This window comes from Ensifer sesbaniae (genome assembly GCF_013283665.1).
Taxonomy (GTDB): Bacteria; Pseudomonadota; Alphaproteobacteria; order Rhizobiales; family Rhizobiaceae; genus Ensifer; species Ensifer sesbaniae.
In genome coordinates this window covers 531,480-543,311 of sequence record NZ_JABEKU010000002.1, presented here as the reverse complement: position 1 = coordinate 543,311, position 11,832 = coordinate 531,480, and the positions used below count along the sequence as shown (strand labels likewise).

General features: G+C 63.1%; 12 protein-coding genes. 5 read left to right on the top strand and 7 right to left on the bottom strand.

Going from position 1 to position 11,832, the window contains the following annotated elements; genetic code table 11:
* Positions 1 to 37 precede the first annotated feature (37 nt).
* Positions 38 to 1,492 (top strand): ABC transporter substrate-binding protein, encoded by a 1,455-nt coding sequence (locus tag BHMPCIPO_RS20330; protein WP_173518646.1) that lies wholly within the window; start codon positions 38 to 40, stop codon positions 1,490 to 1,492.
* Positions 1,493 to 1,576: 84 nt separating this feature from the next.
* A complete protein-coding gene (locus tag BHMPCIPO_RS20325) occupies positions 1,577 to 2,668 on the top strand; it encodes an ABC transporter ATP-binding protein (RefSeq protein ID WP_173518645.1) in 1,092 nt (363 codons plus the stop codon).
* Positions 2,669 to 2,712: 44 nt separating this feature from the next.
* Here BHMPCIPO_RS20325 and BHMPCIPO_RS20320 read toward each other — a convergent pair whose 3' ends face one another.
* The 5 genes from BHMPCIPO_RS20320 to BHMPCIPO_RS20300 all read right to left on the bottom strand — a co-directional run bounded on the left by BHMPCIPO_RS20320 (position 2,713) and on the right by BHMPCIPO_RS20300 (position 6,773).
* Positions 2,713 to 3,219, bottom strand: coding sequence for a GAF domain-containing protein (locus BHMPCIPO_RS20320; protein WP_173518644.1), 507 nt, complete (start codon positions 3,217 to 3,219; stop codon positions 2,713 to 2,715).
* 76 nt (positions 3,220 to 3,295) lie between these two features.
* Positions 3,296 to 4,036 (bottom strand): ABC transporter ATP-binding protein, encoded by a 741-nt coding sequence (locus tag BHMPCIPO_RS20315; protein WP_173518643.1) that lies wholly within the window; start codon positions 4,034 to 4,036, stop codon positions 3,296 to 3,298.
* On the bottom strand, positions 4,033 to 4,866 hold the full coding sequence (locus tag BHMPCIPO_RS20310) for an ABC transporter ATP-binding protein (RefSeq protein WP_173518642.1): 834 nt from the start codon (positions 4,864 to 4,866) through the stop codon (positions 4,033 to 4,035). The genes BHMPCIPO_RS20315 and BHMPCIPO_RS20310 overlap by 4 nt, the downstream gene beginning before the upstream one ends.
* Positions 4,866 to 5,771, bottom strand: a complete 906-nt coding sequence (locus tag BHMPCIPO_RS20305; RefSeq protein WP_173518641.1) for an ABC transporter permease — start codon at positions 5,769 to 5,771, stop codon at positions 4,866 to 4,868. The genes BHMPCIPO_RS20310 and BHMPCIPO_RS20305 overlap by 1 nt, the downstream gene beginning before the upstream one ends.
* A 12-nt stretch (positions 5,772 to 5,783) precedes the next feature.
* Positions 5,784 to 6,773, bottom strand: coding sequence for an ABC transporter permease (locus BHMPCIPO_RS20300; RefSeq protein ID WP_173520112.1), 990 nt, complete (start codon positions 6,771 to 6,773; stop codon positions 5,784 to 5,786).
* Positions 6,774 to 7,077: 304 nt separating this feature from the next.
* Here BHMPCIPO_RS20300 and BHMPCIPO_RS20295 point away from each other — a divergent pair, with 304 nt between their 5' ends.
* The 3 genes from BHMPCIPO_RS20295 to BHMPCIPO_RS20285 all read left to right on the top strand — a co-directional run bounded on the left by BHMPCIPO_RS20295 (position 7,078) and on the right by BHMPCIPO_RS20285 (position 9,920).
* Complete coding sequence (locus tag BHMPCIPO_RS20295) at positions 7,078 to 7,758, top strand: helix-turn-helix domain-containing protein (RefSeq protein WP_247959599.1); 681 nt, start codon at positions 7,078 to 7,080, stop codon at positions 7,756 to 7,758.
* 10 nt (positions 7,759 to 7,768) lie between these two features.
* Positions 7,769 to 9,358: an ABC transporter substrate-binding protein gene (locus BHMPCIPO_RS20290; protein WP_173518640.1), complete on the top strand. Its 1,590-nt coding sequence runs from the start codon at positions 7,769 to 7,771 to the stop codon at positions 9,356 to 9,358.
* Between the two features lie 133 nt (positions 9,359 to 9,491).
* The gene (locus tag BHMPCIPO_RS20285; protein ID WP_173518639.1) at positions 9,492 to 9,920 is read left to right on the top strand and encodes an OsmC family protein; all 429 of its coding nucleotides are present in this window, start codon (positions 9,492 to 9,494) and stop codon (positions 9,918 to 9,920) included.
* A 69-nt stretch (positions 9,921 to 9,989) separates the two neighbouring features.
* On the opposite strand, the gene BHMPCIPO_RS20280 is transcribed toward BHMPCIPO_RS20285, so the two are convergent.
* Entirely contained in the window at positions 9,990 to 11,285 is a 1,296-nt protein-coding gene (locus BHMPCIPO_RS20280) for an MFS transporter (protein ID WP_173518638.1), read from the bottom strand.
* A 103-nt stretch (positions 11,286 to 11,388) separates the two neighbouring features.
* A complete protein-coding gene (locus BHMPCIPO_RS20275; protein ID WP_173518637.1) occupies positions 11,389 to 11,784 on the bottom strand; it encodes a MarR family winged helix-turn-helix transcriptional regulator in 396 nt (131 codons plus the stop codon).
* Positions 11,785 to 11,832 lie beyond the last annotated feature (48 nt).

Here is an 11,832-nt window from a genome sequence, read left to right as displayed (position 1 = left end):
ACCCGCTTTGGCATGCATTCATTCATAGGAGGATAGAATGAGGAAATTGCTACTGGCATCTGGCTCTCTCGCAGCTCTCGCGATGGGGAGCGCGGGAACGGCGCTTGCCTGCGACCCGGATTATACCGGCGTCGAACTGACGGCGACGACACAGACCGGCCCCTATATCGCCTCGGCGCTGCAACTCGCGGCCAAGGGCTGGGAGGAGAAGACCTGCGGCAAGGTCAAGGTTGTCGAGTTTCCGTGGTCTGAACTTTATCCGAAGATCGTGACGTCGCTGACCTCGGGCGAAGACGCTTTCGATGTCATCGCCTTCGCCCCTGCCTGGGCGCCTGACTTCACCGACTTCCTGTCGGAAATGCCGGCCGACATGCGCAAGGGCGCCGATTGGGAAGACATCGCGCCTGTCTACCGCGAACAGCTTATGGTCTGGAACGGCAAGGTCCTGTCGCAGACGATGGATGGTGACGCCCACACCTACAGCTACCGCATCGATCTCTTCGAAAACGCCGACAACCAGAAGGCTTTCAAGGCCAAGTACGGCTACGACCTGGCTCCGCCGAAGACCTGGAAGCAGTATCTGGACATCGCTGAATACTTCAACCAGCCGGCCAACAACCTCTGGGGCACGGCGGAAGCCTTCCGCCGTGGTGGCCAGCAGTTCTGGTTCCTGTTCAGCCATGTCGCCGGCTACACCAGCCATCCAGACAATCCAGGCGCCATGTTCTTCAATCCGGAAACGATGGACGCGCAGGTCAACAATCCAGGCTGGGTGCGCGGTCTCGAAGAATATATCCGCGCCTCCAAGCTCGCGCCGCCGAACGCGCTGAACTTCTCCTTCGGTGAAGTGAACGCCGCCTTTGCCGGCGGCCAGGTGGCGGAATCGATCGGCTGGGGTGACACCGGCGTCATCGGAGCCGACCCGAAGCAGTCGAAGGTGGCCGGCAATGTCGGCTCGGCGCCGCTGCCCGGTTCGGACGAGATCTGGAACTACAAGACCAAGAAGTGGGACAAGTTCGACCATGTCGTCCAGACCTCCTTCATGGCCTTCGGCGGCTGGCAGGCGGCAGTGCCCGCTTCCTCGACCAAGCAGGAAGCAGCCTGGAACTATATCCAGTACCTGACGAGCCCGGCAGTTTCCGGCCAGGCGGCGATCACCGGCGGCACCGGGGTCAACCCCTATCGTATCTCGCACACGACCAATCTCGACCTTTGGTCCAAGATCTTCTCCGAGCGTGAGGCGAAGGAGTATCTCGGCGCCCAGAAGGAGGCGGTCACCGCCAAGAATATTGCACTCGACATGCGTCTGCCTGGCTACTTCTCCTATACGGAAGTGCTGGAAATCGAACTCTCCAAGGCGCTTGCCGGCGAAGTGACGCCACAGCAGGCGCTCGATAGCGTCGCCGAGCAGTGGAACAAGCTGACCGACGAATTCGGCCGCGACAAGCAGCTTGCCGCCTATCGCGCCTCGATGGGCCTTCCCCAGGAATAATGAGACCACGCCCGTCCCGATCGCGTCGGGGCGGGCTCCCGCATCCCGGCTACACCGGGCGTCGCCAGCAGCAGAGGCTACAGCATGTCACAGGTCCGATTGCAGCAGATCACCAAGTCCTTCGGGAACGTCACCGTCATTCCGCCGCTCGACCTTGACATTGCCGACCGCGAATTCGTCGTGCTCGTCGGGCCTTCCGGCTGCGGCAAGACGACGACGCTGCGGATGATCGCCGGTCTCGAAACCGCGTCATCGGGATCGATCCGGATCGGCGAGCGCGACGTAACCGACCTGCGGCCAGGCTCGCGCAATTGCTCGATGGTGTTTCAGAACTACGCGCTCTACCCGCATATGACGGTCGCCGAAAACATCGGCTACGGCATGAAAGTGCGCGGCACGCCGAAAGCGGAGATCGACAAGGCGGTGGCGGATGCCGCCCGCATCTTAAATCTCGGCGCCTACCTCAATCGCAAGCCGAGCGCGCTTTCCGGCGGCCAGCGCCAGCGCGTGGCGATCGGTCGTGCAATCGTGCGCCAGCCGGATGTCTTCCTTTTCGACGAGCCTCTCTCGAACCTCGACGCCAAGCTTCGCATCGAAATGCGTACAGAAATCAAGCTGTTGCATCGCCGCCTTCAGACGACTGCCGTCTACGTCACCCACGACCAGGTGGAGGCGATGACCATGGCCGATCGCGTCGTCGTCATGAATCAGGGCCGCATCGAGCAGGCGGCCGATCCGATCACGCTCTACGAAGCGCCGGCCAACCTCTTCGTCGCCGCCTTCATCGGCGCGCCCAGCATGAACTTCGTCGAGGGGCAGCTCGAGCGTGGTGACGGCGGGCTGCAGTTCAGGGCCGATGGCGGGGTGGCGATCAAAATTGCGGAAAGCCGCGCTGAGAAGCTTGGCGCCTTTGTCGGTCAAACCGTCGTGCTCGGTATTCGGCCGGAACATACAATGGCGGCGGATCCAAGTGCGCCGACGGTCAGGTTGACGGTGCGTGACATCGAACCGCTCGGCCCCCATACGCTCGCGCTCGGCAGAATAGGGCCGGCGGCCTTCACGGCGCAGGTTTACGCCGCCTCGCGCATCGGCCCGGATGACGAGATCGAGGTGCCGATTGAGTCTGAGAAGATGCACTTTTTCCTGAAGGAAACCGGCGTGGCTATCGGCCGCTGACCGGCGGGCGGGGCCGAAGGCGATGACGCCTCCGGCCTGCCGTATTATTGCTTTTCGGCGCGCGCAGCGGCGAGGAAGGCGAGTTTCGCCGGCATTTCCAGATGCTTGGAAAGCACCACACGCTCTGGCGTATAGTGGTGCTCGACGTCGAGACAGTTGACCGTGCCGAGCAGTTCGCCGCCGACGACAACCGGGATGTTGGCGACCGAACCGCAGCCGAGCGACCAGATGGTTTCGTGGTCGCCGAAGACCTTGGAAATGTCGACGATGGTGTTGGCGACAAAGGTCTGGTGCGCCTTGTGCACGATGTCGAACCAGCTGTCGTAGCGGATCGGCTTGGTGCCGGAGGTCGGGTATTCTTGCGGGTGCGAGGTGTAGGCGCGGCGGGCGACTTCGTTGATCATGTCGACCGTCATGATGGTGAAGAGCTTGGCACCGATCACCTGGCGGCAAAGCGTCTGCAATGCGGTCCATACCGCATCGGCATCGGTGGTCTTGGCGATGGCCGCGTCGAATTCCGCCAGCGCGGCAGCGATCTGTTCACTGTTCATGCTATGTCCTTGGGGTTACTCGATATTTTAGAGCGGGACGCCGGCGGAGAGCCGCACGCGCTTTCCTTGTCCCGCTCTAGGTGGCATGCGCGGCGCTGATCTGCATCAGTTCACGCGAATAGGGATCCTTGAGGTCGCCGCGCTTGAGATCGGCGACGTCGGCCACTTCGACGATGCGGCCCTGGCGCATGACGGCGAGGCGATCGCAGAGGAATGAGACGACTGCCAGGTTGTGGGTGACCATCAGGAAGGTGAGGTTCTGCTCGCGCCTGAGTCGCTTCAGCAGGTTGAGGACTTCCGCCTGGACCGAAACGTCCAGCGCCGAGGTCGGCTCGTCGAGCAACAGCACCTTCGGTTTGAGCATCAGCGCGCGGGCGATCGCCACGCGCTGGCGCTGGCCGCCCGAAAGCTGGTGGGGAAAGCGGAAACGGAACTTGCGATCGAGACCGACCGAAGTCATGACTTCCTCGATCCGCGCGCTGCGGTCGCCGATGCCATGGATCGTCAGCGCTTCACCGAGTGTCGCGTCCACCGTCTTGCGCGGATGCAGCGAGCCGTAGGGATCCTGGAACACCATCTGGCACTGGCGCGAGAAGGCGCGGTCGATGCCGTGGCCGCGCGGCGAGCCAAGCACGGTGATCTCGCCCGTCCATTCCGGTGCGAGACCAGCGATCGCCTTCAGCACCGTCGATTTTCCCGAGCCGCTTTCGCCGACGAGCGCAAAGCTCTCGCCGTCGGCGATGTCGAGATTGACGTCGTGGGTGATCTGCACGTCACCATAGGAGATGTCGAGGTTCTTGAGAGAGAGCGCGGTCATGCCTTGGCCCATGCACTGCGGTCGAGCACCGGCAGCTCGTCCCGTGTTTCATCGAGGCGCGGGATCGAGGCGATCAGCCCGCGCGTATAGGGATGCTTTGCCGCCATCAGCTCGCCGGCCCTGCATTCCTCGACCACCTCGCCGGTGTTCATGACCAGGATGCGATCGCAATAGCTGGAGACGAGGTTCAGGTCGTGGCTGATGAAGATCAGCCCCATGCCCTTGCGCTTCACCAGTTCGTCGATGATGTCGAGCACCTGGGCCTGGACCGAGACGTCGAGCGCCGAAGTCGGCTCGTCGGCAATCAAAAGGTCCGGCTCGGGGATCAGCATCATCGCGATCATCACGCGCTGGCCCATGCCGCCGGAGACTTCGTGCGGGTAGAGGCGGGCGACACGCTCCGGATCGGCGATACGCACCGATTCCAGCATGGCGAGCATGCGGCTGTTGACCTCGCGGCGCGGCAGCTTCTGGTGCGTCAGCAGCGCCTCGGCGATTTGTTCGCCGATGGTCATGACCGGGTTCAGCGAGAACTTCGGGTCCTGCATCACCATCGAGATGCGGGCGCCGCGGATGGCGCGCATCTGTCGCTCGGACTGTTTCAGCAGGTCGATGCCGTCGAAAACGAGCTTGTCGGCGGTGACCCGGCCGGGAGCCCGGATGAGCTGCAGGATCGAGCGGCCGGTCATCGACTTGCCGGAACCACTCTCGCCGACGATGCCGAGGCGCTCGCGGCCAAGCGTGAAGGAGATGCCGCGCACGACTTCGAGGTCGCCACGCGGCGTCGGGAAGGTGACACGCAGGTTTTCGATTTCGAGAAGTTTCTTCATCAGCGCTGCTCCCCGCTCTTCGGATCCAGCACGTCGCGCAGTCCGTCACCCAGGAAGCAGAAGCCGAGGCTGACGAGAATGATGGCAAAGCCGGGCATGGTCGCAACCCACCACTGATCAAGAATGAACGAGCGGCCACGCGAGATCATCGCGCCCCATTCGGGAAGCGGCGGCTGGGCGCCGAGGCCGATGAAGCCGAGGCCGGCGGCCGTCAGGATGATGCCGGCCATGTCGAGCGTGACGCGGATGATCATCGACGAGGTGCAGAGCGGCAGCACGTGGCCGAGATTGACACGCAGGCTTGACGCGCCGAGCAGGCGGACCGCCGAGATGAACTCGGAGTTCTTGAAGGTGAGCGTTTCGGCGCGGGCGACGCGGGCATAGCCCGGCCAGGAGGTGATGGCGATGGCGATGATCGCGTTTTCGATCCCTGGACCCAATGCGGCGACGAAGGCGAGCGCCAGGATGAGCTTCGGCAGCGACAGGAAAATATCGGTAATACCCATCAGGATACGATCGACCCAGCCGCCGAAGTAACCGGCGACAACGCCGATCACGAGACCGGCTGGTGCTGCGAGCACGGCAACCAGCGTAACGATGGCGAGCGTGATGCGCGCGCCGTAGACGACGCGGGACCAGATGTCGCGGCCGAGTTCGTCGGTTCCCATCCAGTGGGCAGCGCTCGGCGGCAGCAGGCGCTCGCCGAGCGACTGGCGCAGCGGGTCATGTGTCGCCAACCAGGGGGCGAAGAGGGCCGTCAGCACCAGTGCCGCGATGATGATTGCGCCGACGACGGCCAGCGGATTGCGCATGAGCGCGCCGAAGATGCGGTAGAAGCGGCCGAGGCGTGCCTGCATCGGCGAGGCGGGGCTGTCGTCGATCAGCCAGTCGCGAAGTGTGGTCATGTCCGCCTCCTCTTAGCGTGCACGCGGATCGAGCACGCGGTAGAGCACGTCCGAAATCTTGTTGATGCCGATGAAGACCGCGCCGATGACGAGGGTCGAGCCGAGCACGGCCGACATATCGGCATTGAGCAGGGCGACGGTCAGGTAGTTGCCGATGCCCGGCCAGGAGAAGATCGTCTCGATCATGACCGAGCCCTCGAGCAGGCCGGCATAGGACAGGCCGATGACGGTGATCAGCGGCACACGGATCGGCCGGAAGGCGTGACGCCAGATGACGAGGCGCTCCGGCACGCCCTTGACCCGTGCGGTGGTGACATATTCCTGGCTCAACTGGTCGAGCATGAAGGAGCGCGTCATGCGGGCGATATAGGCGAGGGAGAAGAAGCCGAGGCAGGACGCCGGAAGGATCAGGTGCCAGACGGCATTGCGGAAGATCTCCCATTCGCCGGCGATGATGCTGTCGACGAGGATCAGACCGGTCACCGGCGTAACCATGCCGTCATAGAAGATATCGACGCGGCCCGGACCGCCGACCCATTTCAGCCGCGCATAGAACACGGCAAGACCGACAAGGCCGAGCCAGAAGGCGGGGACGGAATAGCCGAGCAGGCCGACGACGCGAATGCCCTGGTCGAGCCACGAGCCGCGGTGGGCGGCGGCAAAAACCCCGAGCGGCACGCCGATCAGAACGCCGAGAATGATGCCGAGTGTCGCCATTTCGAGCGTCGCCGGGAAGACGCGGGCGAGATCCTCGATGACCAGCTTGCCGGTCGAAACCGAGGTGCCGAAATTGCCTGACAGGACGTCGCCGACATAGCTGACGAACTGGACGGTCAACGGCTGATCGAGCCCCATTTCCTGGCGGACACGTTCATAGACGGCGACCGGCGCGCGGTCGCCAACGACGGCGAGAACCGGGTCGATCGGCACGATCCGGCCGATGAAGAAGGTGATCGCGAGCAGGCCGAGAAAGGTTATCGCGAGCGTGATCAGGAAGCCCATCAACGAGAATAGGCGCTGCCGTGCTCGGCTTGGCCGGGCGGCGCGGCGTACAGGCGCTGCTGGTGTCGTGCTGTCGTTTGCCACGTGGCGATTCCATCCCTCTTCGCTTGCGGTCTCACTTGCCGATAGCGCAAAAAATCGCTTGGAGTATATAAATAAGTTTGCTTAAATCAAAAAAATTTTACTGGGGCGACTATGGGGAAAAGTGTGTGTTGGTCTCCGCCCGCGTCGCTCCAGCGCATAAGAGGCGAGCGCGTTTACGGCTGGGTCGATCCGACCCAGTCATCGCAACAGGGAGGGAAACGTGAGCGGTCCGTCGGATGACGAAGCCACGTCCGGGAAAAGTGCCGGGGCAGGACAACCGAAGATCGGCGCGCTGGTGCGCGCGCGTCGGCGACAGATGCATATGACGCTGCAGGAACTGAGCGATGCGGCGGGCGTTTCCGTCGGCTATCTCAGCCAGATCGAACGCGATCTCGCCATGCCCTCGCTCGGCACGCTCGCCCAGATCGCGCAAGGGCTCGGCGCCGAACTCAACCACTTCATCCTGGCGCCCGCGATCGATACCGGCCTCTCGCGCGCCGAGGGGCGCATGGTGTTTTCCGTCGGCGGTTCGCCGGTCTCCTATGAGCGGATCGGCGCGGACTTTGCCGGAAACCAGCTTTCGAGCTTCGTTATCACGATACCGCCCGGGCATCGCTCCGAGGTCTTCAGCCATGAGGGCGAGGAGCTCGTCTACATGCTCGAAGGGGAAATCCTGTTCGGACTCGATGGCGACGAGACGACGCTTTCGGTCGGCGACGGCCTGCATTTCCGCGGCATCCAGCCTCACTACTGGTGGAACAGGACCAACACGCCCGTGCGGCTGATCTGGACCGGCACCTTGCCGCTCTTCCGCGCGCGCGCATCCCAATCCAACGAGACCGGCGCGCCGAAATCGGCGCTGAAGCCGGCAATGACAAAAACCAAGCCTCATCGAAAATAGGAGAATGATGATGAGAATGTTCAAGGCCGCGGTCTTCGCGGCGTCCCTGATGCTGAGCGTGGCGCCGGCGGCGCTCGCCGAAACGCCGGCGGAAGTGCTGGTCGTTGCCCAGAATATCGACGACATCGTCAGCATCGACCCGGCCGAGGCCTATGAGTTTTCCTCAGGCGAATACGTCACCCAGACCTATGACCGCCTGGTGCAGTACGATGCGCCCGACGTGAAGAAGCTGGCGCCGGGCCTTGCTTCGGAATGGACCGCCGACGATGCCGCCAAGACGATCACCTTCACGCTGCGCGATGGCGTTACCTTCTCCTCCGGCAATCCGCTGCGCGGCGAAGACGTCGTCTATTCCTTCAAGCGCGTCGTCGTTCTCAACAAGGCCCCGGCCTTCATCCTCACGCAGCTCGGCTGGACGCCTGACAATATCGACAAGATGGTGACCGCCGACGGCAACAAGGTCACGATCAAGTACGAAGGCGACTTCTCCTCGGCCTTCGTTCTCAACGTGCTCGCCGCCCGCCCGGCCTCGGTCGTCGACGCGGAAACCGTCAAGGCCAACGAAGCCAATGGCGACTTCGGCAATGCCTGGCTGAAGGCCAATTCGGCCGGTACCGGTCCGTTTGTGCTGAAGGCGTTCCGCGCCGGCGAACTTCTGAACCTCCAGGCCAACCCGAGCTATTTCGGCGGCGCTCCGGCAATCAAGGGCGTCATCATCCGCCACGTGGCCGAAGCCGCCACCCAGCAGCTTCTGCTTGAGACCGGCGACGTCGACATGGCGAAGAACCTGACGCCGGACCAGGTATCGGGCCTTCAGGGCAAGGGCGGCACGAAGGTCGAATCCTATCCGCAGGCGGCCGTTCACTTCCTGTCGTTCAACCAGAAGAACGCGGCACTGCAGCCGGAAGCCGTCTGGGAAGCCGCGCGCTACCTCGTCGACTACAAGGGCATGACCGACAGCTTCCTCAAGGGCCAGATGGAAGTGCACCAGGCCTTCTGGCCGAAGGGCTTCCCCGGCTCGCTCGATGAGACGCCCTACAGCTACGACGTTGAAAAGGCGAAGAAGATCCTCGCCGACGCCGGCATCAAGACCCCGATCAAGGTGACGCTCGACGTCATCAACTCGACGCCGTTCACTGACATGGCGCAGTCGTTGCAGGCGTCCTTCGCCGAAGCCGGCATCAACTTCGAAATCATCCCGGGCACCGGCAGCCAGGTGATCACCAAGTACCGTGCACGCACCCACGAAGCCATGCTGCTTTACTGGGGCCCGGACTTCATGGACCCGCATTCGAACGCCAAGGCCTTCGCCTATAACGAGGACAACGCCGACGACAAGTATCAGTCGACGACCACCTGGCGTAACGGCTGGGCCGTGCCGGCGGAACTCAACGAAGCGACCAAGGCAGCGCTCAAGGAAGCCGATCCGGCCAAGCGTGATGCGCTCTATGTCGACCTGCAGCACAAGGTGCAGGAAAAGTCGCCGATCGTGATCATGTTCCAGGCCGCGACCCAGATCGCGATGAAGGACAAGGTCGAAGGCTACGTCAACGGCGCCATCTCGGACTTCGTCTTCTACCGCCTGGTGAAGAAGAACTGAGCCGACGCCGCTCTTGCGCCGATCTTCAAAGGCGCACATATCAACGCCCTGGACCGGAAACGGCCCGGGGCGACATGTTTTTCGGCACCGGTAAGCGCCGGTCGAATAGGAAGCAGAGGGAAGGTCAGTAGCGATGGCGGATGTGAAGGTGAGAACGCGTGAAACCGGTGCGACGGCCGTCGTCGGCAGGACCGGCTTTCCGCATGTGACCTCGGTGACCGGGGGTGAGCTCGATATCGTCACCGGCCCGTCGCAGCCCGGCTACGGTCCGCTCGATCTGCTCTACGCGTCGCTTGCGAGCTGCCTGGTGCTCAGCGCCCGCATCGCCGCCAGCCGCTACGGCGTGCTCGACCGGTTGACGGAAGTGAGCGCCAAGGTGACCGGCGAAAAAGCGCATGACGAGCCTTCGCGCGTCGCAACATTCAACATCGTCTTCGACATCAAGGGCGATTTCGATGATGCGGTCCGCCATGCGATCGCGGAGGCGGCCGAAAACGAGATCTGCACCGTCAGCAACACGATCCGCGGCAATCCGGAATTCGTGACGCGCTTCAGTTCTTGAGGCGAGCTATTCGCGCCTATGGCCGGCTGCCATCGAAAGCCGGCCGCAGATAAGTGGCCTAAGTGCGGCCTAAGCAGGCTGCGGCGCCAGTGCTTCCGTCTGGCGCCGGCCGATGGTCAGCACCAGCAGGGCCGCAACCACGCAGAGCATCCCGGCGGCGAGCAAGGCCGGGGTATAGGTTTCGAGCGACGTCCGGCTTGCTCCGGCGACGAAGGTCGCACTGGCGGCGCCGAGTTGGTGACCGGCGAAGATCCAGCCGAAGACCAGCGCCGCCCGTTCCGGGCCGAAGCGTTCAGCCGCGAGTTTCACGGTCGGTGGGACCGTGGCGACCCAGTCCAGGCCGTAGAAGACCGCGAAGATCGACAACGTGTAAATGTTGAAGCCGCTGAACGGCAGGAACATCAGCGACAGGCCACGCAGGCCATAGAACCAGAACAGCAGCCAGCGATTGTCGTAGCGGTCGGAAAGCCAGCCGGAGCCGACAGTGCCGATGAGATCGAACACGCCGATCAGCGCAAGCAAGCCGGCAGCGGCGACGGCGGCAATGCCCACATCGCCGCAGATCGAAACCCAATGGGTCTGGATGAGCCCATTGGTACTGAAACCACAGACGAAGAAGGTGGCGAACAGCACCCAGAAGGTGTTGGTCTTCGCGGCATCGGCGAGCGCCCTGATCGGCGCCGTCAGCAAGGCGCCGAAGCTTTTTGCCTTGGGCGGGGCCGGGACGACCTGCTTGGCGCCAAAGGGCGCAAGACCAAGATCGCTTGGCCGGTCTTGCATGAGCAAAAGCACGAGAATGAAGGCAACGGCGAGAACGATGATGACGAGCGTCAAGGCCGACCGCCAGCCGATCGCTTCGGTCAGCGATGCGAGCAGGGGCAGGAACACGAGTTGGCCGGTGGCATTGCTCGCGGTCATCAGTCCGACGACGAGGCCGCGTCGCTTGTCGAACCAGCGTGTCGCGACTGTGGCGCCGAGAACCAGGGCGGTCATACCGGTGCCGATACCCAGAACCACGCCCCAGAGCGCGACGAGGTGCCAGAGTTCGGTCATGTAGAAGGAGGCGGCGATGCCCGAGAGGATCAGGACCAGTGCCGCGGAGACGACCTGGCGGACGCCGAAGTGATTCATGAACGAAGCGGCGAAGGGGCCAAGCAGGCCGAAGAGGCAGAGGCGGATCGCCAGCGCCATCGAAATCTGCGCGTTGGACCAGCCGAATTCGGTCTCAAGCGGTTTGATCAGCACGCCGGCCGAGCCCATGGCGCCTGCGGTCGACAGCATGACCAGGAAGGTGACGGCGGCCATGGCCCAGCCGTAGTGGATATTGCGTTTGACAAGGTAACGCGCAAGCGCTGGACCGAGCATCGTCGATTTCCTTATGTCCGTGATTTTGAGATGTGCGAGAGCGCCGCGCGGGCTTACCGAGCGCGTTTCGCAAATTGAATGGTTGTCAGCTGACGGAGGGGGCCTAAAGCGTTTGCAGCAGTTCCTTCAGTTGCGCGGCGGCGTCCGTCCCCAGTCGCGCCTCGATCCGGTCCTGTGCGCCCTGCCAAAGCGGCGCACCGTCTTCGAGGATCCGTCGGCCGTTTTCGGTGAGCTCGACGACGGCCTCCCTCTGATCCTTGCCGCTCCCGGTTTCGACCAGCCCCATTCCCTCCAGCACCTTGACGTTGCGGCTGACCGTCGAGCGCTCGAGTTCGATCTTGCGGCCAAGTTCGGTCATCGAGATCGGTTCATCGCGCTCAATGTGCCGAAGCAAACTGAATTGGGCGAGGTTGATGCCGATCGGCTGAAGTGCATCGTCATAGAGCGACGTCACTCTCCGAGTGGCTTTGCGTAACAGGGCACAGTAGCAACGAGACATAATGTGTGTATATACACGCAACTCAATGGAGTCAAGCGCCCCGGAGCC